The 24972-nt window shown below is 45.5% G+C and carries 25 protein-coding genes, 3 tRNA genes and 1 other RNA gene; 22 read left to right on the top strand and 7 right to left on the bottom strand.

The annotated features are described in order from the left end of the window. Nucleotides 1–626: 626 nt before the first annotated feature. Complete coding sequence (locus tag REC12_RS21775; protein WP_308897912.1) at nt 627–1232, bottom strand: GerMN domain-containing protein; 606 nt, start codon at nt 1230–1232, stop codon at nt 627–629. Nucleotides 1233–1623: 391 nt separating this feature from the next. Between REC12_RS21775 and dnaG the strand changes: the two genes are divergently transcribed. From dnaG to rnpB, 9 genes are all read left to right on the top strand, one after another. Then, nucleotides 1624–3477, top strand: a complete 1854-nt coding sequence (gene dnaG / locus REC12_RS21770; RefSeq protein WP_308897911.1) for a DNA primase — start codon at nt 1624–1626, stop codon at nt 3475–3477. Further along, complete coding sequence (gene rpoD / locus REC12_RS21765; protein WP_308897910.1) at nt 3467–4657, top strand: RNA polymerase sigma factor RpoD; 1191 nt, start codon at nt 3467–3469, stop codon at nt 4655–4657. The genes dnaG and rpoD overlap by 11 nt, the downstream gene beginning before the upstream one ends. A gap of 94 nt (nt 4658–4751) precedes the next feature. Further along, nucleotides 4752–4826 (top strand) — tRNA-Asn (locus REC12_RS21760). A gap of 18 nt (nt 4827–4844) precedes the next feature. After that, a tRNA-Ile gene (locus tag REC12_RS21755) sits at nt 4845–4919 on the top strand. Nucleotides 4920–4948: 29 nt separating this feature from the next. Next, nucleotides 4949–5023 (top strand) — tRNA-Val (locus REC12_RS21750). A 158-nt stretch (nt 5024–5181) separates the two neighbouring features. Further along, entirely contained in the window at nt 5182–5976 is a 795-nt protein-coding gene (locus tag REC12_RS21745) for a tRNA (adenine(22)-N(1))-methyltransferase (protein ID WP_308897909.1), read from the top strand. Further along, nucleotides 5967–6830, top strand: a complete 864-nt coding sequence (locus tag REC12_RS21740; RefSeq protein WP_308897908.1) for a Nif3-like dinuclear metal center hexameric protein — start codon at nt 5967–5969, stop codon at nt 6828–6830. The genes REC12_RS21745 and REC12_RS21740 overlap by 10 nt, the downstream gene beginning before the upstream one ends. Before the next feature lie 288 nt (nt 6831–7118). Beyond that, nucleotides 7119–7280 (top strand): hypothetical protein, encoded by a 162-nt coding sequence (locus REC12_RS21735; RefSeq protein ID WP_308897907.1) that lies wholly within the window; start codon nt 7119–7121, stop codon nt 7278–7280. Between the two features lie 23 nt (nt 7281–7303). Next, nucleotides 7304–7677: RNase P RNA component class A (gene rnpB, locus REC12_RS21730), an RNA gene on the top strand. 121 nt (nt 7678–7798) lie between these two features. Here the strand turns inward: rnpB and REC12_RS21725 are convergent. Both REC12_RS21725 and REC12_RS21720 read right to left on the bottom strand, forming a co-directional pair. Further along, complete coding sequence (locus REC12_RS21725) at nt 7799–8338, bottom strand: methylated-DNA--[protein]-cysteine S-methyltransferase (protein ID WP_308897906.1); 540 nt, start codon at nt 8336–8338, stop codon at nt 7799–7801. Between the two features lie 153 nt (nt 8339–8491). Then, nucleotides 8492–9955, bottom strand: coding sequence for an AlkA N-terminal domain-containing protein (locus REC12_RS21720; RefSeq protein WP_308897905.1), 1464 nt, complete (start codon nt 9953–9955; stop codon nt 8492–8494). A gap of 401 nt (nt 9956–10356) precedes the next feature. On the opposite strand from REC12_RS21720, the gene REC12_RS21715 reads away from it, so the two are divergent. Both REC12_RS21715 and REC12_RS21710 read left to right on the top strand, forming a co-directional pair. Beyond that, complete coding sequence (locus REC12_RS21715) at nt 10357–10740, top strand: EamA family transporter (protein WP_308897903.1); 384 nt, start codon at nt 10357–10359, stop codon at nt 10738–10740. Between the two features lie 134 nt (nt 10741–10874). After that, nucleotides 10875–11063 carry a hypothetical protein gene (locus REC12_RS21710; protein ID WP_308897902.1) on the top strand — a complete coding sequence of 63 codons (189 nt, stop codon included), beginning with the start codon at nt 10875–10877 and terminating at the stop codon, nt 11061–11063. Between the two features lie 135 nt (nt 11064–11198). Here REC12_RS21710 and REC12_RS21705 read toward each other — a convergent pair whose 3' ends face one another. Beyond that, the gene (locus REC12_RS21705) at nt 11199–11987 is read right to left on the bottom strand and encodes a CheR family methyltransferase (RefSeq protein ID WP_308897901.1); all 789 of its coding nucleotides are present in this window, start codon (nt 11985–11987) and stop codon (nt 11199–11201) included. A 106-nt stretch (nt 11988–12093) separates the two neighbouring features. Beyond that, complete coding sequence (locus REC12_RS21700) at nt 12094–12531, bottom strand: YaaR family protein (RefSeq protein ID WP_308897900.1); 438 nt, start codon at nt 12529–12531, stop codon at nt 12094–12096. Nucleotides 12532–12561: 30 nt separating this feature from the next. On the opposite strand from REC12_RS21700, the gene REC12_RS21695 reads away from it, so the two are divergent. Next, nucleotides 12562–13602 (top strand): M28 family metallopeptidase, encoded by a 1041-nt coding sequence (locus REC12_RS21695; protein WP_308897899.1) that lies wholly within the window; start codon nt 12562–12564, stop codon nt 13600–13602. Here REC12_RS21695 and REC12_RS21690 read toward each other — a convergent pair. After that, a complete protein-coding gene (locus tag REC12_RS21690) occupies nt 13599–14483 on the bottom strand; it encodes a flagellar motor protein MotB (protein ID WP_308897898.1) in 885 nt (294 codons plus the stop codon). The two genes, REC12_RS21695 and REC12_RS21690, sit on opposite strands and share 4 nt — an antisense overlap. Further along, nucleotides 14480–15289, bottom strand: a complete 810-nt coding sequence (locus tag REC12_RS21685) for a flagellar motor protein (RefSeq protein WP_308897919.1) — start codon at nt 15287–15289, stop codon at nt 14480–14482. Before REC12_RS21685 ends, REC12_RS21690 begins: the two co-directional genes overlap by 4 nt. Before the next feature lie 434 nt (nt 15290–15723). Between REC12_RS21685 and flgM the strand changes: the two genes are divergently transcribed. From flgM to REC12_RS21635, 10 genes are all read left to right on the top strand, one after another. After that, nucleotides 15724–15996: a flagellar biosynthesis anti-sigma factor FlgM gene (flgM, locus tag REC12_RS21680; RefSeq protein WP_308897897.1), complete on the top strand. Its 273-nt coding sequence runs from the start codon at nt 15724–15726 to the stop codon at nt 15994–15996. A 27-nt stretch (nt 15997–16023) separates the two neighbouring features. Further along, nucleotides 16024–16506 carry a flagellar protein FlgN gene (locus tag REC12_RS21675; RefSeq protein ID WP_308897895.1) on the top strand — a complete coding sequence of 161 codons (483 nt, stop codon included), beginning with the start codon at nt 16024–16026 and terminating at the stop codon, nt 16504–16506. Between the two features lie 5 nt (nt 16507–16511). Beyond that, the gene (gene flgK / locus REC12_RS21670; protein ID WP_308897894.1) at nt 16512–18059 is read left to right on the top strand and encodes a flagellar hook-associated protein FlgK; all 1548 of its coding nucleotides are present in this window, start codon (nt 16512–16514) and stop codon (nt 18057–18059) included. Nucleotides 18060–18072: 13 nt separating this feature from the next. Beyond that, nucleotides 18073–18969: a flagellar hook-associated protein FlgL gene (gene flgL / locus REC12_RS21665; RefSeq protein ID WP_308897893.1), complete on the top strand. Its 897-nt coding sequence runs from the start codon at nt 18073–18075 to the stop codon at nt 18967–18969. A 50-nt stretch (nt 18970–19019) separates the two neighbouring features. Then, nucleotides 19020–19391, top strand: coding sequence for a flagellar protein FlaG (locus REC12_RS21660; protein ID WP_308897892.1), 372 nt, complete (start codon nt 19020–19022; stop codon nt 19389–19391). Nucleotides 19392–19413: 22 nt separating this feature from the next. Next, complete coding sequence (locus REC12_RS21655; RefSeq protein ID WP_308897891.1) at nt 19414–19965, top strand: DUF6470 family protein; 552 nt, start codon at nt 19414–19416, stop codon at nt 19963–19965. A gap of 40 nt (nt 19966–20005) precedes the next feature. Beyond that, entirely contained in the window at nt 20006–20461 is a 456-nt protein-coding gene (gene fliW / locus REC12_RS21650) for a flagellar assembly protein FliW (RefSeq protein WP_308897890.1), read from the top strand. Nucleotide 20462: 1 nt separating this feature from the next. Then, nucleotides 20463–20696, top strand: a complete 234-nt coding sequence (gene csrA / locus REC12_RS21645) for a carbon storage regulator CsrA (protein ID WP_308897889.1) — start codon at nt 20463–20465, stop codon at nt 20694–20696. A gap of 248 nt (nt 20697–20944) precedes the next feature. After that, nucleotides 20945–22582, top strand: a complete 1638-nt coding sequence (locus tag REC12_RS21640; RefSeq protein WP_308897887.1) for a flagellin N-terminal helical domain-containing protein — start codon at nt 20945–20947, stop codon at nt 22580–22582. 108 nt (nt 22583–22690) lie between these two features. Then, nucleotides 22691–24796 carry a tetratricopeptide repeat-containing glycosyltransferase family 2 protein gene (locus REC12_RS21635; RefSeq protein WP_308897886.1) on the top strand — a complete coding sequence of 702 codons (2106 nt, stop codon included), beginning with the start codon at nt 22691–22693 and terminating at the stop codon, nt 24794–24796. Nucleotides 24797–24972: the final 176 nt, after the last annotated feature.

The following is a 24972-nucleotide window of genomic DNA, read 5'->3' as shown; positions in this document are numbered from 1 at the left end:
CTTTAACACAGAAGCCAAGAGACGATAGAGATAGAAACTTAAAGTAATCTTCCCGGCAAGAATAGGAGGTGTAACGGAATGAAAAAGCAACTTATAATGTCGAATATGCGTTGGCCGGTATATCAAAGCGCGAAAGAATCCAATTAAAGAAACCATTAACCGCGATTGTAACTTTAACACAGAAGCCACGAGATGATAGGGATAGAAACTTAAAGTAATCTTCACGGCAAGAACAAGGAGGTGTAATGAAATGAAAAAGCAGCTATTAATGTACATTATGGGTTGTCCGGTATATGTTAGTGCTAAAGAATCTAATGAAAGAAAACATTAATTGTAATTGTAACCCCAATAAACCATTAAGTTTTGAGGTGCAATAATGCTAAGTATCTTGCAAAAACACAGGCAGTCTTTAAGCCAAGCCTAAAGACTGCCTGTGTTTTATCTTTTGACTGGACACCTAAGCCGTACACGAACCATCAAATTTAGCGGGTGGAAAATGCAGAAAGAAAAACAGGTTTAACCGACGGGCAAGTCTAATTTGTAAATGATTATAGTATAAGTTTTAAAGAAGAGAAGTAAACTAAGGTTTAGACATAAGTCTGCGTTTATTTCTCCTGGAAAGCAGGTTAATTTGTTTTAGAAATTAAGCTATCGTTTCTGGTAAGCGGAGCACTGGTATCCAGGCTGCCGAGAATACCATCAAGTTTCTTTCCTTCAAGGAGAAATTGCACACTATGAACATCTGATAGGGTTGTTAGGGTATTCACGATACTATACATAGTCATTACTTCAGCGGAAGAACCGCCACCAAAGTTCTTTTTGAAATCGCCGGAAAGATCAAGGGTAGCTACGCCATCCTTGACGGTGGCGTTCAGTAACGTGGTTCCTTTGGGAAGCGGGCTTTCTAAACCCGCAGGAGGAGAAGACAGTTCTGTAAACATAGCTTTAATAACTTCTTGGTTGGCTACCTGAACTGTGCGCTCAACAGGAATTAAACCGCTGGCGTCAGAATTGGGGAAATAGAGAGTTATCTTTACGGATTGCGACGTGGAACTCGAAGGGGTGTCGGCTGAAGGCGTCGGCGTTGTTGTCGCTGGTGTTGAGCCGGCAGGTGGGTTATTCGACGGTTGGGCTTCCGGTGTTTTGCCTGAATTGCATCCTGCTAAAAAGGTTGCGATGAGGAGCAAAGAAATAAGCGAGAGGATATGTATCTTGTTGATAAGCCTGGGCATAACTTCACCTTCCTTATAAATCTAGCTGTCAATAAGCCGCAGAGCATTTAAAACCAAGGCGATCAAGGACATAGTTAGTCGAAGTTTATTGCTTATTCTAACATGCTTTTGGATTGTGGAAAAGGGCTTGGATAATTCTTCTTGAGGATTATAAGGTAAAGCCAAAAATAAAGGGAGAAATTTTTAAGTAAATATTTGTCGAAGAAAAGAGGAATTGTCGGCAAAAAGAGAGAATTAAATAGATCTCGTAATGATAATTGTGTCCATTTTAAAACTAATTCTTGATTAGAGGTTTAAAAAAGAGGATTCCGTGAATTTTCGGCGAAGAATTGTATAGAGATAGGGTTGACAAACCATATGAAATGTGGCAGCAAATCGAAGGGCGAAAAACGTGGATAATAGAGTTCGTGAAGAATTGATCCCCGAGGGAATTATCGAGGAAGTGCGTTTGCGCACTGAAATCGTTGAAGTGATATCTGAATATGTCAGCTTACAGCGAAAAGGTAAAAACTTTTTAGGCCTTTGCCCTTTTCATACTGAGAAAACGCCAAGTTTCACTGTAACTCCCGAGAAACAAATGTTTTATTGTTTTGGATGCAATACCGGTGGAAACGTTTTCTCCTTTCTTATGAAGAAGGAGAATTGGACGTTTATAGAGTGTGTTCAGCGGTTAGCTCAAAGGTGCGGTGTTGTGCTCCCAGAGAAAGAAATGTCGCCTCGAGAGCGGGAAGAGACCCGGCTCCGACGACGCTTTGAAGAGATTAATGAATGGGCAGCCAACTATTACCATAATATCCTCTTAAAGTCACCTGAAGGGGAACCTGGTCGCCGTTATTTTGAGAAACGGGGAATAGACTCCGAGACAATGAACCGATTCCGTTTAGGGTATGCTCCCGATCGTTGGGACGGACTGCTCGATTATTTGCAAACGCGTGGGGTTCAGCCTCAGGAAGTCGCTGAAGTTGGACTGGCTTTAGAAAGGGGAAAGTCCGACAAAGATAAGCGGCAATTTTATGATCGTTTTCGCAATCGGGTTCTGTTCAGTATTTTAGATCGGCGCAATCAACCCATAGCCTTCGGCGGACGGGTTCTGGATGACTCTGTTCCCAAATATCTTAATTCCCCGGAGACAGCTTATTTTAATAAAGGACATCATCTTTATGGAATTCATCGCGCGCATCAAGGAATCCGCGAAGAGGGGTACGCCCTCTTGGTCGAAGGTTATATGGATGTGATTGCGCTGCAGAATGCTGGGTATCCCAATGCAGTGGCCTCCTTAGGGACCGCTTTAACGCGGGATCAGGCAAATCTTATACGCAGGTATACTCAGCGTGTTGTTCTTCTCTATGATTCCGATGATGCCGGTATCCATGCGGCTTTAAGAGGCGGAGAGATTCTGCGGGATGCCGGGATACAGGTTGAGGTTCTTACGTTGCTTGGAGCTAAAGACCCTGATGAGTTCTTAAAAAACCACGGCCGGGAACAGTTTCATAATCTCCTTCAGCAGGCAGCAACTTTTATTGAGTTTAAATACCGAACGTTAACGCACCAGCAACCTCCCCGGAGTATCTTGGAAAAAGCGGAATTAGTCCATAAACTCGCTCCCGACATTATAAAGGTGGCTAGCCCGGTCGAGCGGGAAGGATACGAGCGGTTTTTGAGTTTGGAGCTGGGGCTTACGTTAGAAGCAGTACAGCGCGAGATCACAAGCTTGGGACAGAAAAGACATCAAAAAGAACGCTTTGAGGAATATTCTCCTCAAAATCCGATTAGTTCTGTGAAAAATAGAGATAATATTACTAATACCATTATATGTAAGGATGTACCCGCCCCTCCCCAGCCTGCGGTTGAACTTGGGGTTTACCGAGCCGAGTGTACGCTTTTGCGCTTGCTGGTGGAAGACATCTCGTTACTGAATAGAATTAAGGAAACGCTGGGAACATCTTTTTGGAGAGATTCAGCACATCAACAGATTTTTGATTACCTCGATCAGGAGGGTTCTGTGCCGACAGACAGCAATGAAATGATCCAAAGTCGTTTGGCGAGCCTAATCCTGGAAGAGTTAGATAAATCCCAAACTGAGCGGCTTTTTGCAGACTGCACTAAAAATATCCTCGCTGCCCAGGCGGAAGAGAACGTGGGGGATCTTCAGGCCCGCATGGTGGCTTTAGAAAAATCCGGTGACATGGCGGGGGCCATGGCTCTGTTGAAAGAGATAGGAGAGCGGTTGAAACGTGGCAAATAGTAAGGTTAAGAGCACTCAAATGAATGATCCGAGGGAAGGCGGGGGACATGTGAGCGAAGAGCAGCAAATAGACAATGTTCAGGCTCTGATACAAAATGGAAAAAAGAAAGGTTCCCTAACCTACGGAGAGATTATGGATGCGCTCCAAGGGATCGAGCTTTCTGCGGATCAAATTGACGATATTTACCAACAACTTGCTCGAATGGGAATAGACATTGTACCTGAACCCGAAGACGTAGAACGGGAAGTCTTAAAAAAGGGTAAAGCGGATGATGACGACGACCTCGTAGATGATGCGGACGACGATATCGAAGAAGAAACAGAAGTCGATCTTTCCGTTCCGGAAGGAGTAGGAATTGACGATCCGGTTCGGATGTATTTGAAAGAAATTGGGCGGGTGCCTTTGCTTTCAGCTGAAGATGAGATTTTACTGGCCAAGGGTATGGAGGCCGGGGATGAAGAGGCGAAGCGTCGGCTTGCCGAAGCCAACCTGCGGCTGGTAGTCAGTATCGCTAAGCGTTATGTAGGCAGAGGTATGCTCTTTTTGGACCTGATTCAGGAAGGGAACCTGGGGCTGATTAAGGCCGTAGAAAAATTTGATTATACTAAGGGGTATAAATTCAGCACCTATGCGACATGGTGGATTCGTCAAGCCATCACTCGCGCAATCGCTGACCAAGCCCGTACGATTCGGATTCCGGTGCACATGGTTGAGACCATTAACAAGCTGATTCGAGTGTCACGACAACTCCTGCAGGAGCTTGGCCGGGAACCGGCCCCGGAAGAAATCGCTAAAATTATGGATATTCCGGTAGAGCGTGTGCGGGAAATCATGAAGATTGCTCAAGAGCCGGTGTCCCTTGAAACTCCTATAGGAGAAGAGGAAGACTCTCATCTGGGAGATTTCATTCCGGATGATGACGCTCCCGCTCCCGCCGAAGCCGCCTCCTTTATTCTTCTGAAAGAGCAACTGGAAGAAGTCCTGGAAACTCTGACACCGCGCGAAGAAAAAGTACTGAGACTGCGTTTTGGTCTTGACGATGGCCGCACCAGAACTCTGGAGGAAGTTGGTCAGGAATTCGGGGTAACCCGGGAACGTATCCGGCAGATTGAAGCTAAAGCTTTGAGAAAGCTACGCCACCCCAGCAGAAGCAAAAAGTTAAAGGATTACCTGGAGTAAGATCCGCAAATAATTTAAGATCCGTAAGATTTATTAAGATAAAAGCTTGACTAATAAGGCTGGATTAACGTATAATAATTCGTGCAAAGGGCATTCCTCGATAGCTCAATGGTGGAGCAACCGGCTGTTAACCGGTAGGTTGTAGGTTCGAGTCCTACTCGGGGAGCCAATTTATTTTTCCCTTTTCGGGCCCATAGCTCAGCGGTAGAGCCCCCCGCTCATAACGGGTTGGTCCTAGGTTCGAATCCTAGTGGGCCCACCAAATTAACGTCGAACTACGAATATCGAAATGGGCGATTAGCTCAGCGGTAGAGCGCATCCTTCACACGGATGAGGCCATTGGTTCGAGACCAATATCGCCCACCAAGGACAGAAATAATGGACTGTGGCAAATGCCGGGGTCCATTTTGCTTTAGGTGGGATCGGCTGTTTTTTATGAGCGGCATTTTTGGATATTATACAAAGAGTAACTATCTACTTTAACGTTGGCAAGTTGCTCTGGAATTCAGTATAAGAGGTGAACTATGACCCATTCAATTACACTGGGCCCCCGTCTGCAAATGGTAGCCTCGCTGGTTCCGGCAGGTGCTCGTCTGGGTGACATCGGAACGGATCATGCCTATTTGCCTATTGCTCTTTGTGAGGCGGGTAAACTATCTAAAGCAGTGGCCATTGATGTTCACGCAGGCCCGTTTCAATCCGCCGTGGCTGCGGTGAGCGGGCGGCAATTAGAGCAGATCGTTGATGTGAGGCTGGGCGATGGATTGATGCCCCTTAAAGCCGGGGAGGTTAATGTCTTGACTTTCGCCGGGATGGGCGGGAAAACCATGCTGGAAATTTTGGCGGCACGGCCGGATGTTTTAGAATCAGTCACAGATTTGATTGTTCAGCCGCAGGGAGGGGAGAGCGCCCTGCGCTTGACTTTGCTGCAGGCCGGCTGGTGTCTCAAGACAGAACAACTGGTTAAAGAAGAGGGCCTCATCTATACCGTTATGGCTTTTGCGCGCAATAATGGTTGGAATATGACTGATCTGACGCTCAAGGAACGTCTTTGGCAGCAACGTCTAAGGCCTCAAGCTATTGAAAGCGGGTTCTCCGCGGGGTTTCCCCAAATTATTGAGCAATTAGTATGGCATTTTGGGCCCTTGGTTCTCGAAGAACGCACAGATCTTTTGCGGGAGTACCTTGGGGATTACAAGATGATGCTTAAGCGAAGGTTAGAGCAAATGAAACGGTCTGGTAAAACAGAGGTTATGGAGAAAATCAAAAATGTTTCTGAGGAATTGGTTTTAGTGGAGGGAATGCGGACATGGCAGTAACAATCGGTTTGGTAGCACAGCTTATAGAAAAATTAGCCCCGAAGTTCTGGGCTGAGGAATGGGATAACGTCGGACTGTTAGTGGGAGCGGGTTCTACGCCGGTTAAGCGCATTCTGATCGCTTTAGACGGAACTTTGGAGGTCATCGCGGAAGCCAAAGAATTTGGAGCCCAGCTTATTGTGGCGCATCACCCGATTATGTTTCGTCCCCTGAAAAATTTAAGGTCAGATAATCCGGCGGCAAGGCTTCCTTTGAGTTTACTCGACAATCAAATCGGCTATTACGCCGCCCACACCAATCTTGACCAATCGAGTCTATCTTCAAGTTTAAGTTTGGGAAAAATTCTTGGTTTGCAAGAAATGAAACTTCTTGAAGAGCAGCCTGCTGATAACAGTTTCAACCGCCAATGTCAGTCCGCAGACGTCAACGAAGGAACGCGAGGGTATGGAGTCATCGGATATTTGGATCACAAAGCAAGATTGGGAACGCTTTGGGGTCAATTTTTAGATCAACTGTCGAAATCTAAGCTTTACGCCCGCCCGTATGATTTGACAGGGATACGTTTGGCTGGAGCGGCGGAGAAAGAGATCCGCAAGGTTGCCATTGTCAATGGAAGCGGAAGCCGATTTGTACCGAAGGCCTTGTTTAAAGGAGCGGATTTGCTGATTACCGGAGATGCCGATCATCATGCTGTGCTTGATGCTCTTGAGGGAGGAATGGCGATTGGCGATCTTGGACATTTTTTAAGCGAAGCGCCTATGCTTCAGTCATTATACCAGTATCTGACTTCGGAAAAATCCTTGCAGGGAATTGAGATCAAAGTGAGTGAGGTAAATTCTTCCCCCTGGCAATAATCCAGGGGGAAGGCCGCAGGAGTTAATCTAAAATCAGGAAAATCTAAGTAGTCTTTAAAAAATTTAGGAATTTAAAGAAATAGTCTTGTAATAAGAATTTTAAATTTTGAAAAACTAAAAAAGTTTGTGAAAGTGATTATTAATACTTGACAAAGGATTGTCGAATCGTGTATTGTTAGTACATAAGGAATAATCAGAAAATAGAGTTTTATATGAAATGTCTGGCTTGCTATGAATCATTTTGATTCTAGGTTGATTAAAAGTACTGAAAGGAGTTGAATGAGCAGTATGAATCGAGCAGAAATTCTCCGTATGGAACGCGAAAAGGTTTTAACAAATTTTAAGGAAGATAACGTGAATCGCGCAAAGTGGTTAACCGCTTTAATGGACATTGATGATGAAATGGAAGAAATGGAGAAGAACCAAAACTCACCATTTGACCAAAACTGATTTTTTTAGTAAGATAACTAAGCGAAGTAAACTCGATGATCGCGGGGGCAGGGACTGAAAGGTCGCCCCTGAGGAAAGTCCGAGCTCCATAGGGCAAGGTGCTGGGTAACGCCCAGTGGGGGTGACCCCAAGGAAAGTGCAACAGAGATATACCGCCTGCCACTCAGCTTGAGCGGCAGGTAAGGGTGGAAAGGCGAGGTAAGAGCTCACCGGCAGTCAGGTGACTGGCTGGCCATGTAAACCCCACCTGGAGCAAGACTGAATAGGGGAACGATGAACGGCCCGTTTTGATTCCCGGGTAAGGTCGCTAGAGGCCGTCGGTAACGGCGGTTCGAGATAGATGATCATCACCTCCGTATTGGAGGGACAGAACTCGGCTTACAGGTTGGCTTCGCTGCTTATGGGGAGTTTGGGATGTATATTTATGCATTCCTCTTCCCATCAATTTTTTATGTGGTGAATCAGTTCGGGTCTTCCCTTTGCTGGATTCACTTTTTTGGTTTTCTAACTACTTGGTATTAAAGAGCAGTGCCTTTAGATGGCTTAAATAGCTTGGATATATCCACACCTTCGAGTTCAAGGAGCTTGATTTTTTTATCTAAGCCGCCGGCATAACCTGTTAAGCTGCCGCTTGTCCCCACAACCCGATGACAGGGAATAATAATGGAGATAGGGTTATGGCCCACGGCCCCGCCGACTGCCTGACTTGACATACTTGCCTTGTTCATTTTCACGGCCATTTTTTTGGCAATGTCGCCATAAGTGATAACTTCCCCGTATGGGATTTCACATAGCATATCCCATACAGCCGAGCGAAACGAACCTCCTTTAGGCGCCAGGGGCAAATCGGAAATAGCCGGTTTTTGACCGGCAAAATATTTGTCCAACCAATTTTTTGTGGCAGTAAATATTGGTAAATTAGAATTCTCGGACATTGCTTCCTTTACGGTGTCAGCGAAATACTTTTGACCCTCCATCCACAGACCAACAAGACTTTCACCGTTGCAGGCCAGCAAAATTGAGCCTATGGGTGATGAATAATGTGTTGAGTAAATCATAAGTTTCTCCTTCATGTTTTTATCCGCTGACTAATCCGCTCTAAGACTCCCGCTTCGGCAAGCGGTGAGTTAAGAGCGGCTAAGTCTCTGGATAAGTGCGACTAAGATTCAGATGGAGTTAAAATTCCACCTGAATCAAGTCTTCTTTATGGATTACAAATAGTTCCACAAATTAACTGTTGCGTAACTGCGCCAAGGTCGCCACGCTTCCGCTAAACCCAATATTTCTTTGGGAGTACGGGGTTCAAGCGCTTTTTTTATGCCGTAATCCGTATGAAGAAAAGCATCCGGCCAACCCATAGCCCGCATGGCGATGTACTGTGCAGTCCAAGTCCCAATACCGGGAACAGACATCAGCCTTTGAACTTCTGTTTCTGGTTGGGCACAGAAGTTGAAATCTACGTCCTTTTGCACAAAAGCGCGTGCCAACTCAAAGATAGTGTTTGCCCGTGCCCCGATAATACCGAGCGGTCCTAAATGGTTGCTGATTGGGCCGTCCAGAGCAAGGATTTCTTGGGGCGAAGGAAAGACGTTAGTTAAGCCTTCTATTCCGGTTTGGATAGGAACACCATGCTTCTCCACAAGCCTTGCAGCTAACGTTCTTGCTCCTTTTACGGTAATTTGCTGCCCTAGTACTGCTCGAACCGCCATCTCGAAAGGTTCGAAACTTCCGGGCACGCGAACGCCTAAAACGCAAAGACCGGGACGGATATCATTCATTGTGACAAGCGTTTCATATACTGCATCCGGGTCGCAGTGCAAATCGAATAAGTGGCGAACGCGAGCCAATACTTGTGTCAATACAGGTAACAAGGCGATATCCACAGTAACGGTTAAGGCATTTTTTTTCGGCTGATGACCGACGCGTATCCAGCCGTAGACATGACGCTGCCCGCTGGTTTCAAAATGCACAGTACGTAAATACTCTCCGTCCCTTACCACTTCCACACCGGGAATTGCACGCAAAGCGAGGAAATCCAGCATCTGCTGCCACTGGTAGGGTGGACGATATCCTAATGTCAAGGTCACATTGCTTTCCTTGTTTTTGGCTGTTGCAGCTTGCCGGCGCAGCGCAGTTGGCACAAGATTGTACTGCTTTTTAAAAAGATCATTGAAGCGCCGTAAACTGCCAAAGCCGGCAGCCATTGCAACGTCGATTACAGAAAGATCCGTGTCTGTCAAAAGGTTTTTAGCGAGAAGCAGTCTGCATGTTTGCAAATACTGCACCGGAGAAACACTGTATTCTGCTGTAAAGGCCCTACGCAGGTGGCGATCAGTGCAACCAAGGCGATGGGCGGCTTCCCCGATACTTTGTTCACTTCCACAGAGTGCCTCTAAAAGCCTTGCCGCTCGATGAGCAAGAGAGGAAGTTGCGTCTACAGGGGCATTGCCGGGAGCGAGCTCTGGCCGACAAATAAGGCATGGACGAAATCCGGCTTGTTCCGCCTCCGCCGCTGTGGTATAAAAGGTGCAATTCTCGGCTTTTGGCATCTTTGCCCGACATATCGGCCGGCAATAAATCCCTGTAGAGGATACTCCTACAAATAAACGTCCATCAAAACGTGTGTCTTTGGCCTTAAACGCTGCATACCATATTTGACGCTCAGTTTCTAACATAAAGCTCACCTTCCTGCTTTACAATAACTATTTTCCTTGAACAATTCCGGCTATTTTCGGACATACATACATACTATTCAAAGTCAGTTGTTTACAAAGAAAAAGGCATTGCTTTCTCAGTGCCTCCATCGCAGGACTTTAATGGTTTTGGCCGCTGGCCCTCCGGTCGTGTCGTTATCCAGATGTAAAGCAATTTCCTTAATTTGCGGAAAGTCTTTTAAGTCTTGCATGAGTGCAATGGGTGGAATGTATACTTGGGAATAAAAATCAAATAGCAAGTTTTCCCTGACTCACTTTAATATTATAATAGCTTTTCAAACTTTTGCTTTGAATAATTACCGCCTTAACCGCGAAAACTTAAAACAATTATTATGTTCAAAGTAATTGCGAGGAGTACTCCTATGTATCTTATTTCGGATGTTCCGCCGCTGGCTGTAGCCTTGGGATCAATTATGCTGGGAGCCACTGGACAGTTCCTGTTTCGCTTAGGCATGCTGACTTATGGCAAAGTCACTGTAACAGGGATTTGGGGCCAGTTGGGGGCAATTATTCTTACCCCGGCTATTTTCATAGGTTTTTTATGTTTTGGCTTAAGTTCATTTCTTTGGCTGGTGGTCATATCAAGGTGGGAGCTAAGCTATGCTTATCCCCTTGTGGCCTTGGGGTATGTTTTGGCAATACTTTATGGGACCTGTCTGCTCCATGAGCAGCTTACGCTGCCCAAAATTTTAGGGAGTATTCTAATTTTAGCGGGGATCAGTGTGTTAGGGTTCTGGCCGGCGTAAAGATATTGGACAAGCCTGATGAGCTTTATTTTTTCCCGAAAAAGAAAGTTGCAAGGTTATTATGAATAAGATAAGATAATCTAAACCCAATAGCTTTTTTGGAGTCATAAGACAAAAAAAGGGGCGTGTGTTGGATGCAATTTAAAGATTTCGGGCGAGGTGCGCGGATCGAGTTAGCCAAAATGGCCAAATTACTGGGAATGAAGTTTATCGGTTATAATCCCAAAGACCAACAGGTATCGCTTGAAGTTCATGGTAAAGGTGTTACTTATCCTTTAGAAGAGTTTATCCAACAATATGAAAGGATTTGCCCACTTGCCTAGTTGCTGACCAGCAAAGAGAAATAATGAAGGAGCTCTTTCTCGTTTTTGCGAGCAAGGCTCCTTTTCATCGTTGTAGAGGAAAGTATTAATGAGGATAATTGCTTCGAGCGCGTGCGGCAGCACGCTTTTTGAGTATTACTGTTTTTGATAAAAGAATGAGGAGACAGACTTCAGGCCGAGGTGTTTCATCCCAAAGAGATGCTCCGTGCTTCCGGTAAACAGAACTCCTCCCGGTCTTAAGGCATCCGTGAATTTTGAATAGAGCATCTCTTTCGCTTCATCGGTAAAATAAATGACGACGTTGCGGCAGGCGATAAAGTCAAAACCCGACTGAAAATGGTCGGTAAGAAGATTCTGGTGTTGGAAAGTGACCAGGCGTTTGACGGAGTCTTTAATTTGATACCCTTTGTCAGTTAAGGTAAAATATTTTTGCAGGAATTCAGGAGGAGTGCTGGCAAAATCATTTTGTTTATAGAGACCCTCTTTGGCCTGTGTCAGGACATTGACGTCGATGTCCGATCCTATGACGGTGAATTTGGCACTGGGGAAATACTCCAGCAAAGTCATGGCCAGAGAGTAAGGCTCTTGTCCGCTGGAACACCCGGCACTCCACAATTTCAAAGGATTTTTGCTTTGCAGGAGCAGAGGAATGATAGAGTCTTTCAAAGTTTTCCACTGGTTGGCGTCGCGGAAAAACTGTGAGACATTAATGGTTAAGTGTTTGAAGAAAGCATCATATAAAACCCGATCCGTGTCCAAAGCTTTGAGAAATTCGGGGAATACCGTGTGCCCATGGGAGTTCATAAAGCTGAGAATACGCCGCTGCATTTGGTTTTGTTTATAAAATTTAAGATCGAGTCCGCTTTTGGGATGAAACGCTTTTATAAAATCTTCATAAGTGTTGGCAATAGGAGCAAAAGCCAAAGTGTGACACCTCTCTTTTCAAAATTGCGATCATTATTGTATACGGGAAGATTTGATCATTAAGACATCGGCAAACAACAGGAAATAAGCGTATTGCCCCTATTTTCTAGGCGAAGAGGTCAACAATCAGTCCGCGAATCTCATCAATCTTAGTTAAAACTTCAAGGGGTTTAGCCTGCTGATCGAGAAGTTGTTGGCCTAGTTCGTCCAAAGCATGGTCGATCTTAGAAATTCTTGCCATAATTTTCGGCCGCCCTTGAAAATCCCAGGAGGATTCCTCTTGCATCTTTCGGCTCTGACCAAAGGTTGAACGAAGGAAGGTTTTTACCATATCCCGAAAATCTTTTAAATCACGAATTGAAAAAGATTGTGCCAACTTTTTGCCCTGGGTCTCTAAGCGGTCGAAAAAGGTTTGCAGTTCAATCCGCTGGAGTTTTTGCGTTTTGGATAAAACTCCGCTGAAGTCATTAGAACGTTCTAAAGAGCTTTGAGAATCGGGAGCGGAAGCCGAGGCCTGATGGGGCGTATCAATACGTATAGACATGGGCATTCTCCTTTGAGAAAGGATTAATTTATGCAGACGCGCAGAGCTTTTTTGAAAACATTGTTTGGCCTGGGGGCGGTCTCTCTGCCTTGGAGTACCTTTCCCGCCCAATGGGAAGAATGGATAAAAAAAGAAGTAGGGCATCCGCCGGTCGAGTTACTGCTGCCATCTGAGCCTAAATCCAAACCGAAAACGGAATCGAATTCTGAAAGTCTCAACCGAACGGCAATGGATGATATCCTCGCTTTAACAGCCCCGGAAATGCAAGGCCGTAAAGCAGGTTCCGTGGGGGAGGCCAAAGCGGCGGACTATCTCTCATCTCAGTTAAGTATGCTGGGTTTAAAGCCAATGGGGGACCCTGAAACGGGCTTTTTTAAAGCCTTTACCATTCCGCCGGTTATAGAAACGAAGGTCAATGGGCGCTTGACCTTCAGACCGGGGGAACAGCGAAATTTAAGAACTCCAAGCGCCGATTTGTTAGGTGGGTTAATGGGAGAAAATGCCGGCGAGGTAATTCTTCTCTCGGCCCATTATGATCATCTGGGAATTTTTGAAGGCCAAGTTTACCCTGGAGCAAATGATAACGCCTCGGGGGTCGGGTGTATTCTGGATGTTATGAGGCGGATATTGCGTGAAGGGAAAATCCCGAAACGTACCCTTGTCGTCGCTTTTTGGAGCGCCGAAGAGATGGGATATGTGGGGTCTGAAGCCTTTGTCCAAAACCCTTCGTTTCCCTTGAACCAAATTAAAGCGGTTTTTAATGCGGATACCGTAGGCAATGGCACAATCGGAGATTTTGCGCTCTGGGCGGATAGAGATAATCTTGCCGTAGAGACAGTGCGCCAAGCCGCCGCAAATTGTGGAGCAAGTGCTCTACTCACACCCACGGGAGGACATAACAGTGATTCCGTCAGCTTTAACGCGGTGAATATTCCGGCGGTAACAATCATGGCCAGGGACTGGTTAAACAAAAACCACACCCCTCAAGATATTCCGGCTCTGCTCAAACCGGACCAGATTCATCTGGCCACTCAAATTCTGTATCAAGCAGTGCATTCCCTGGCTTTTTAAGGTTTGACGGCAGGGACTGGGGCTAGCGAATCAGAGGCTGGGGCCAGATTAGACGGTTCGGTGACATCGTATTTAGAACGAAGGATAATCAGGTCGATGCGGCGGTTTTGCGCCCGCCCTTCCTCCGTATCATTAGAGGCTATGGGCCGGTATTCTCCGTAGCCTGTCGCGGAAAGCCGGTCCGGGGTTATGCCGTCTTTTTGCAGGATCTCCACCACATTAGTGGCACGGAGCACAGAGAGCTCCCAGTTGTTGGCGAATTGAGAGGTATGAATCGGCAGATTGTCGGTATGCCCTTCGACCCTGATCTGATTAGGAGATGAAGCTAAAACGGTTGTAACCTTTTCCAGAATATCCCGGGCGTGTGCCGTAATATCGGCTGAGCCGCTTTCAAAGAGCAAAGTCTCTTGCAGGCTGACCACAAGACCCCGTTCTTCAATTGAGGTTATTAATTTAGTTTGAATGTTGTTGTCCGCGGCGAATTTATCCAGCTTAGCCTTGATCTCTTCGATGCTCATTTTTTCCTCATCGGCATTTCCCTGCCCCGCTTTGGAATTGTTTGTGCTCGCCGCGGGGTCGGTATAGGTCGTATTGTTGGGATTGGTTCCTTTGCCGGGAACTGTGGCTTGCGACGAAGGGGTGCCCGTTTGAAAGAGGGAAGGCCCGGTCGGACTATTCGCCAATTCGATCTTGGCGGGAGTGCCTCCGCCAAGGGCTTTGTTCAGAGACTCGGCGATAGCCTGAAAGCGTTGGGCGTCAATTTTACTCATGGAATAAAGAACAACGAAGAAAATCATAAGTAAGGTAATGAGATCCGAATAAGTAAGGAGCCAGCGCTCGCCGTTGTCCTTTTCTACTTCCTGTTCGCGTTTTCTGCTCATCGCCGTTCCATAGCAGGGGAACCGCTGGGAGCTCCCGAACCCTCTTCATTTTTTGCTTCGGTGATTGACCCTATATGGGTCTTTAACTTTTCTTTAAGGATAGCAGGATTTTCGCCCGCTTGGATGGATAAAATACCGTCAAGAATCATTTCCATGGAAGCGACTTCTTGTTTATCTTTCATTTTAAGTTTAGTGGCAAGCGGCAGATAGATCAGGTTGGCGGAAGATACCCCGTAGAGAGTGGCGATGAAAGCCGCCGCGATAGATTTGGAGAGTTCGTTAGGGTCCGATAAATTACCCAAGACTTTAACCAGCCCCATAACTGTTCCAATGATCCCCAGTGTCGGAGCAAAACCACCGGCGGCTTCGAAGACGTTTATGCCAACTTTGTGCCGTTTTTCCAAAACAGCGATATCGGACTCCAAAATTTCTTTCGTTATTTCGGGATCTGTCCCATCTATGACGAGCTGCATACCCTGGCGGGTAAAACGGTCAGTTACGCTTTCCAGCTCCTGTTCGAGACTGAGCAGACCTTCGCGCCGCGCTTTCTCGGCGAAACGCACAAGGGTTTCATAGGCCTCGGCAGTCCCAAAGGACTGAGAAGTAAACGCGACTTTTAACCAATTGGGAAGGTTTTTGAGAGAGGAGAGAGGAAAACTGGTAATAACTGCTCCGGCTGTCCCGCCGAAAACAATGCAGGCAGCGGAAAATTGCCCCAGAGCGCTGACGCTTCCCCCTTCTAATAAATACCCGGCAAGCAATGCCCCGATTCCGGCAATAAGCCCTATAACTGTTGATAAATCCATGGTTTTGTTTGCCACACTCCAGTTTTTATAAAGCTTGGACTACGATCCAGCTCTTGAATTTGGAATTGCGACGTACCTCCCTTGCTATTATTCACTGAGTAAGCACCTTATAGAAATTATATCGACATTTTCTGCCCAATTCCTTAGTCCCATATTTTACACTTTATTATACAGGAAAAAGGGAAGAGGGACTATAAGTATAGTCCTGGGATTTGCACAGCGGTATTAAAAAAAGCCATTTGATTAAAGCAATGGCTGAAAAATAAGAGGTCATTGTGCTCTTGAAATTAATATGACATGATATATAAACGGCCTAAAAGTCCCATTAAATTTAGAAATACCATAAAGAGATGTTATAGAGCAGAAATTCCCCTATAGTTTTGGCTAAGCGTTTTCGATATCTTAAGTAAGACTTTAAATGTGGAGTGAACGAAATGAAAATAGACCCTGCATCCCTGTCTGTTATAACCGGTATCCAAGCAACAAACCGGGCCAATCAAGCAGAGAAGAAAAAGAACTCTTCTGAGGGAGATAAATTGGCTGTTTCCGATAAGGGGCAGACTTTCCAGACGCTGCTTCAGAAGGCCAAAGAAGCTCCTTCAATACGCGAGGATAAAGTGCGGACACTTTCTGAGCAAATTGAGTCCGGAAAGTTTCGGGTTGACGGACAAAGGATTGCGGCAAATATACTTGCGCCGAAATTTTAGGGCCAACTTTAAAGGGAGGAGATTTCCTTGACTGAAGTACTGCAGAATTTGAATGACAACTTAAAGAAACAAGTCTCACTCTATGGAAAGCTTCTCAGCCTTGAAAAGCGCAAACAAAGGGCTTTGCTGGCGAATAATCTGCAGGAGATTGAGGTGGCGACAGGGCTGGAAGAACAGCTCTTGCTTGAAGCAGGTCATCTTGAAAGAGAACGCCTTGCCTGGGCCGAGCAGATCGGACGTGCTTTGGGTAAAACTCCGGAAGACCTCACTTTAGCGGAATTAGCGGAACATTTTCCGCTTCTTCAGGAAGTGCGCCAGGAACTGGAGGGAGTTGTAGGCGGTTTAAAAGAGATTCATGAGCTCAACAGCCAGCTGCTCCAACAGGCCATGAAAATTGTTGATTTTACTTTAGGCATGATAACTCACCAGGAAAAAAGCACCTATACATATCCGGGCCGTAAGGAGAAGGACGGAAACAAATCAGTACACCTTTTGGATTGGAGGGTTTAAAAAATATGACATCGACCTTTTTTGGCTTGGAGCTTTCCCAAAGAGCCCTTAACTCGCAGCAGCTTGCTTTAGACGTTACGGGAAATAATATTTCCAACGCCAATACGGCAGGTTATACAAGACAGACTCCTATTTTGGCGGCATCAACGCCTTATACGATTTTGGGTTCCGGAAAAAATCTGTCCCTTGGTACAGGAACTGACTTAAACACAATTACCCGCGCCAGGGATGCCTTTGTGGACAGCCAATTCCGCTCGGAAACTTCCAAACAGCAATACTGGGGAGCCAAGGAAGACAGCCTTAATAATATCCAGAACATCTTGAACGAGCCTTCGGATAACAGCCTGAGCGACGATATGAGCCAGTTTTGGACGGCCTGGAGCGATTTGTCCAATGACCCGGAAAATGAGGGAGCGCGTTCCGTCGTGAGCGAGCGGGCTCAGGAACTGACGGATACCTTCCACAATCTTTCCCAGCAGGTAACCGATCAGCAGAACGATTTGAATTCTTCGATTAATGTGCAGATTACTCAAATCAACACTTACGCACAGCAAATCGGTGAATTGAATGCTCAAATCAAATCGGCGGAAGTAGCCGGGGATAATCCCAATGATCTGAAGGATCAGCGCGATTCTCTCGTAGACGAGCTCTCGCAAATTGTTAATGTCAAGGTTGTGGAGAGCAAGGATACGAATTTCACTGACCGCACCGTCAACAATTATAAAATAATTATCGGGAACGACAGCTCTACCGCTAATACCCTGGTGGACGGTACGACGGTGCGCACCCTGGAGGACCCGCCGCCGCAAGATTCAACGACCGGGTTTTCGCAGGTCGTTTGGAGTGATGATACAACCGGTTCGAGTGTCGATCTGGGAACTAATCTTGGGACATTAGAAGCGGATTTGGAAGTCCGCGACAGTTATCTTCCGAGTTTTCAAGGGCAACTGGATACATTGGCCCAGGCTATTGCCACATCCATCAATGCGATTCATCGGACAGGTCAAGGGTTGGTCGCGGCGACACAAACAGATCCCTTGGACAGTACGAAAACGATTGGGATAGATTTTTTCACATCGAGCTCCGGAGGGACGGACAGCACTACCGGGCTCCCTGTGGTCACGGCTGCGACGATAAACCTTAACCCGGATATTGCGGATCAGCCGGATAAAATTGCGACTGGGGCCTTGACATCGATTATAACTGCGGGAGACGGCACCATCGCTCAGAAAATTTCCTCATTATCGACAGGTTGGAACGCTTTGAACGGTTTAATTGCAGCTCCGGTTTCCGGGACCTCGTTAGGCAATTATTATTCGGCCAATGTTGCCAAGCTCGGTGTGGACGTGCAGCAAGCTACTCGCATGAAAGCGGGAGAAGACGTCCTGGTCACAAATGCCGCGAATCAAAGAGAGTCTATCTCGGGCGTATCCCTTGATGAGGAAATGACGAATCTTATTCAGTACCAAAAGTCTTATGCGGCGGCAGCCCGGATGGTAACAATGATGGATAACATGCTTGACTCCATATTAAATATGGGAATGACAAAATAGAGGTGAAATTTCAATGCGGATAACCAGCAGAATGATGAGTCAGGATTTATTGCGCAATTTGCAAGCGGCAGAGCAGAAAATGGATAATTTGCAAAATCAGCTTGCTACAGGGCATAAAATTAATAAACCTTCGGATGATCCGGCCGGAATTCAAAGTGTAATGACAATTAAAGGCAATATTGCCGCCGTCACACAGTGGTCGAGCAATGCCGATGGGGCCTTACAGTTCATGAATACCACGGAAGGCGCCCTGCAAAATATCACGTCAATGATGCAGCGGGTGAGAGATCTTGCGGTAGAAGGGTCCAACGGTACCTTGGATACGAGCGATCAAAGCGCGGTGGCCGATGAAGTTGATCAACTTACCGAGCAAATAAAGATGATGGCCAACTCGCAAGTAGGTTCAAAATATATGTTTTCCGGCACCGCCACAGATCAGCAGCTTATACCTGCCGATGGGAGCACCTCCACGGCCAATGGCAACCCTATCATGTTTGAAGTGGGCAATAATTTGAGTATTCCCGTTTCTGTCAATGGCCTAAAGCTTTTTGGGAATGGAACAAGTCTTAATGGCAGCGGCGGAATCTTGGATACTCTTAATAGGCTGAGCACGGCCTTAAGGAGCAATGACTCAACGACTGTCAGCAATCTCTTGGGGACGATCGACGATAACGTAAATACTGTTATCGACCTGAACTCGGATTTGGGGGCCCGTATTAACCGGGTAACCGCAATCCAGAGCCAGTTGGATTCCACCTCGCTTAGTCTGCAAACAAATCTTTCAAGTGTGCAGGATGCCGATATGGCTCAGACGATCACGGATTTTACCAGTCAGCAAAATGTTTATCAGGCGGCCTTATCTGTTGGGGCTAAGATTATTCAGCCCTCTTTGGTGGATTTTATGCAATAAAGATATTCGTTTAGCGTACGTTCAGTCGTGTTAGATTGGAGGTATTAACGATGTTTAATCCCATTCAACCTAATACCCAAACAACGATCATCCCCATGGATGCTTTTCCCGGACAAAAGTTAGAACGTTCTCAGGAAAACCCTCGTCCGGTGGTTGATCGCAAGCAGGAAATTCCCTCTGCCCGGGAAGAAATACCCCGCGAGGAAGTGGAAAAAGCGGCTGAAAAAATGAACCGCCTTATGGGCATAATGAAAAAGCGTTTGAAGTTCAGCGTTAACAAGAAATCCCGCCAGGGCTTTATGATTAAAATCATTGATGAAACCAATGGAGAAGTTCTGGAGGAAATTACACCGGAACGAATGCTGGAAATTTTTAATTCCTTTAATCAAAAAAGCAGCCTAATATTCGATGAGCAAGTTTAGGACCGGAGGGAGTTCATTTTCGATGCTTCAACTTAACATCTCTACGCAACCTACTCTCTTAGAATATAACATTCGCAATGCTCAATTAAATTTGCATACGGTTAAACCGTTCCTGCAAATGGAAAATACCCCCGCAACCTTAGAGATGCGTCAGCCTCACGGTGAACTGACGATTGATTCGGAACCTTGCCGCTATTCTATCGGCATTAAGAACAATAGCGAATTTGCCAGGGATAATGCCGAATACGGCAGGGAAACCGTGCAAAAGACCATCGCCCGGATTATGGAGGAGGGCGACAAATTGGCGGCAATCCAGAACAAATCCAATGCTTTTGCCGACATAGCCGCGGCTCATTCCGCTCATACCGAGCTTCCGAGAGTGACTCTGGCTTATATCGCTTTACCCAATATTACCTATCAGGCCCAACCGGTTCAATTTAACCCGATTGACGGAAAAATCAACTATAACCTGGAACCCGGCCAAGTCCAGGGAGATTATCAACCCGGGAGTGTCGATATTCGGGTAACTCAATATCCAAGTGTTGAAATATCGACGGTGGACGTCAAAGTCTAAGCATGAAATGGCTATAAGATCTCCGCTGGGAGGCAATACTATGATAATAAAATCAGCTCAATTTGGGGAATTGGAAGTAACGGAGGATCACCTCATCAGGTTTCCCGACGGTATCCCGGGCTTTCCCGAAGAAAAGTCCTTTGTTTATATAGCCCAGGATGAAGAGAGTCCCTTTTCTTTTCTTCAGTCGGTCTTGGCCGAGCATTTAATGTTTTTGCTGGTTGATCCTTTCACGTTTTTTAAAGACTATGAATTTGTCTTGGAGGATGAAGCAGCTGAGGAGATGAATCTTTCCCCGGAAAATCCTCCGCAAGTATTTTTAATCGCAACCATCAAAGAAACCCTTGCCGATATGACGGTCAATATGATGGCTCCGATTGTCATAAATCCGGCCGCGCGGATTGGCAGACAGGTTGTACTGCACAGGTCCGGGTATTCTGTCTGTGAAAAGTTATTTCCTAACGGATTGCCAAGTGAAACAAAAGGGGGAGAATGATATGCTGGCACTCACTCGCAAAGCCGGCGAGCGCATTGTCATTGGCGACAATATTGTGGTGACAGTGGTCAACATCAAAGGTGACAGCATTCGTGTGACGATTGACGCCCCCAAAGAGATCAAGGTTTACCGCGGTGAAATTTACGATGCGATTGCGGCGGAAAATAAGCAAGCTGCCGTTGCGAAGGATTTGTCGGAACTGAATAAGTTAAAAAATATAGGAATAAAAAAGTAAGCTGTCAAGTTTTCAGCTTGCTTTTTTATTTTCTATGCGAGTCGTGAGGGAGCAACAGGCAGAAGATGGAATTAAAATAAAAATAAAAAACTTGGCCTAAACCCTAAAGTTCTTTAGAATTCTTCCGATATACATGTTAGACCATCTAAAAGCGAACCTTCCTTCAACCGGCCGGAGGGAAAGGCAAGCTGGAAGATAGCAATAAATCGGGCAAGGATGCCTGATGCAACAATCAAGGAGGAAAAACAATGATTATCAATACTAATATTGCGGCTCTCAACACTATCCGCCAGTTAGGGATCAATGAAAAGGCTACCCAAAGTTCTTTGTCCAAATTATCCTCAGGTTTCCGAATTAACAGTGCAGCTGATGATGCAGCGGGTCTGTCAATTTCTGAAAAGATGCGCGGTCAAATCAGCGGCTTAAACCAGGCTTCCAGCAATGCTCAAAGCGGTATTAACTTAGCAGCTACTGCTGAAGGTGCTTTAAACACAACTACCAGTATTCTCCAGCGGATGCGCGAGCTGGCTGTACAAGCAAGCAACGGTACGAACACCACCAGTGATAACCAGGCCATGAGCGACGAGTTTAACCAGCTGAAGAGTGCGCTTGATGATATCGGCAATCAAACTCAGTTCAACACCAAGAATCTGTTGGATGGCAGTTTGGCCGGTGCAGCTGGCGTTAGCGTTGGACAAAATGCCACTACTGGTGCTGTTGCTGGTAAGTTGAGTGCTGCGGTAATGGGTGCATCTGCGGCTATGACTACTCTTTCGGCTATTGCGGCTACTCATTTTACGGCAGAAACGATTAATATTGACGGAACTGACATTACTGTCAATTGGCAGAACCTTACTACCGAGCAACAAAATACAATTAACAGTGGCCTTACAGGTTCCAATGCTACCTCAAGGGCGGCTGCCGTTAGCTTGATAATCGGCCAGATTAATAGCGCTATTGATGCCAGCGGGTCTAAAGTATCTCACGTCACTGGATATGTTAATTCGGCCGGAAGCCTTATGATTACCAGCGGTTCCAGCGGCACCAGTTCAGAAATCCTAGTTGAGACTAAAACTGGCGGCTCGGTATTGAATACAATCTTGGGGACAGCAGGGACTCTTGCGGCAATGGGAAAAGATACGTACAATGGCACAAGTGTTTCTAGTGGTAAGGTTTTCAGCATGAATATTAATGGTCAGGTGCTGAAGGTAACTGTAGGTACAGGTGGTTATAATACTAATTCTAATATGTCAAGTATTGCCGCTTCATTACAGCAGGATCTGAATGATGCAATTGACACTGCTAATAGCTCTGCAGGCGCTACACAACTGGGAGATCCCGGTTTTATAGCCAATGTAAAAGTCAATGTTACGGATGATGGTCGTCTGCAAGTTATAAGCGAAAGCGGTCCGGTTACCTTTAGCGATACGGCTGGAAATACCTTTACTTCCGATTTGGGACTCAGCAACGCTCAGACTTCGGCTCAGAGCAGCGGCGGCATGACCTTCCAAATCGGTGCCAATGCGGGCCAGACAATGACCTTTGGTATTAATGATATGAGAACTGCCGCCTTAGGCTTGTCCGGCGTCAGCATCGACAGTCAGTCGTCCGCAGAAAACGCTATCACAGCCATTACAAATGCTACTGCGAAAGTGTCCGCAGAACGAAGCAAACTTGGGGCCATTCAGAACCGTCTGCAAGACACGATTGACAATCTGGGAACTTCTTCGCAGAACATCACAACAGCTGAAGCCAACATCAGAGACGTTGACATGGCCTCAGAAATGACCAATTTCCAGAAAAACAACGTTCTTCAACAAGCCGCTCAGGCAATGCTGGCTCAAGCTAATCAACAGCCTCAAGCCGTCCTGCAGTTGCTTCGTTAATAGCTGAAGAGGGCAATTATCAAATTACCCTCCGGTAGGCGCTTTTTAAGGGCCAGGGATGCGCATCTCTGGCCCTTAATTTAAATATATAAAACGGGGGATCTGAGCATGAAACCTTTGCTAAGTATCTGTATGATGGTCAAGAATGAAGAAAAGAATCTGGAAAGATGTTTGCGCAGTGTGCAGCCGATCATGCAGGCTATCCCCACGGAACTGATTGTTGTCGATACCGGTTCCTCCGACGGGACCGTTGAAATAGCCAAGCAGTTCACGGACAAGCTGTTTGTGCATATGTGGAATAACAACTTTGCTGAGATGCGCAATATCACCATAAGCTATGCCCAAGGCAAATGGGTGTTGATTTTGGACGCAGACGAAGAGCTGGAGTCCTCTGCGACTGTGGTAAGTTTTCTGAAAGCTTGTCAGGATAAACGCATCGGCAGTGCCACTCTCTTAGTGAAGAATATTACCAATGGTCTCAGCGGACAGTATACCACCATGGTGTCAGCCAGGCTGTTCCGGCGTAACAAACAGTTTTTTTACCGCGGCGCGGTGCATAATGAGCCGGTTTTTCAAGGCGGAATTGCTCATCTCGATGACAGTTTGGTGCATTACGGTTATATTTCCGACGACGAGGAGCTGATGCAGCGCAAATTTGAGCGCACTAGTACCTTGCTTAAGACGGAATTGGCCAAGGACCCGGATAATGTTTATTACCGCTATCAGCTCTCTGTCAGCTACTCCATGCATGGAGAGTGGCTGGAAGCTTTAGCAGAAATCTGGAAGATTTATGAACGCTATCAAAAGGAAGACGATGTTTTTTGGCGCCGACATTTATATGTTATCGGCGGAGTACTTCAAGCTTGTGTTGTGAACCGGCGCTCCGAAGAAGAGGTTATCCAGTTTGCACTCCGGGGTATCAGACTTGAGCCGGAGTATGTTGACTTATATTTTTATATAGCTCAGCTATACGAGCTGCAAGGTAAGCCTGAAGAGGCCTATGAATATTATCGCCAGCACGGGGAATTAGTTAGAGATTTTCCCAAACTAAAAATTAATTCCAATATGGCTTTAATGCACTATACCTTGTCCATGCTGACGGCGGATTATTATTATATGGGTATAATTTCTTACCGAAAGGGTGACTTTGTGCAGACTCGGCAACATTTAGAGCAAGTTTTAGAGATTGCTGCCGAGGATGATTTGTTCGTCAATCAAGCCCGTTCAATTTTAGTCGGAATTGATTTTGTAGATAAAGACTATACCGATAGCCGTAAAATATATGAAACCCTATTAGAGAAAAATCTTCAAGAACAACTGGAAAAGATTGAAATGGAGATTGAAAAATTGCTGCAGGGGCTGCAAAGGGAAGAGAAGCAACAGTTTTACAGACAGTTTTGTGATTTGCCTAATTTATACGGGAAGCTTAATTTTTTACGATTGTATAATGGCGATATCGGTGAAGCAGAGTGGCAATTTCTGATTGAAATGATAGTGAGCTTGAATTTGAATATATTGCCGGATTATTATGCGCTGGTGTTGGCATATAGTTTAAAATTCCGCCCGCAGGACGCTTGGAAAATCAGTGCGGTTTTGTCGGAACAAACTATTGTGGGCTATATGAGCTATATGGATGAAGTGGATAAGGTAATGTTTGTAAAATTTTGTCGTGATTATGTTACTTTAGATGATGATAATTCAGCATCTCGGTTTCAAATAGACCGGTTGCGGAAAAATATTGCCAAGTATTTATTGTTTTCCGGGGAGCTTGATGATGCCGAGTATTTAGAAACTTTTAAGTTGTATATCAAGTGGGGACAGTCTTTTATCGAGCTTCTTTATAGGGAAGCAGTATTTGAAAATGAGCTAATCTTTGATTTAAAAAACAAAGAAGAAATGTTTTTATTATATATGACGCTTGCCCATCGCAATAATGATCAAAATAGGTATATGCGTTATTTAAGAAAAGCTTTAAAGGTATATCCCGAAATGAATAGAGGAATAGAAGGACTCGCAAATACTTTATCGAATCAAACTCGCTGTAAGGAAATGGAAACGTTAACACTTCAGTTATTAGCTTCCTTAGATGATTTAATTGAGTCAGAACAATTTGATGCAGCTTTGGGGTTAATTGAAGAGTGTAAAAATATTATCGGTCATGACCTTCGTTTATTAGCAATTCAAAGTGATATACTTAAGAAAAGATATCAATAGTTTTATATTCAAAGCATTAAGTGATTGTAAGCGCTAAGATATTGAGGAAAAGACGAATATTTGATAAATTAATTCGGTTATCTCTTTCTATTGTTTTTGGATTAATCCTTTGCTTTTGAAGAAATGGCAATAAGACAACAATGATTTATCGAAAATAAAGGGGTAATATCGCAAGC

It is taken from the genome of Candidatus Desulfosporosinus nitrosoreducens (assembly GCF_030954495.1).
Classification (GTDB): domain Bacteria; phylum Bacillota; class Desulfitobacteriia; order Desulfitobacteriales; family Desulfitobacteriaceae; genus Desulfosporosinus; species Desulfosporosinus nitrosoreducens.
The sequence above is the reverse complement of the archived record's forward strand: the minus strand, read 5'-3'. Positions and strand labels throughout refer to the sequence as shown.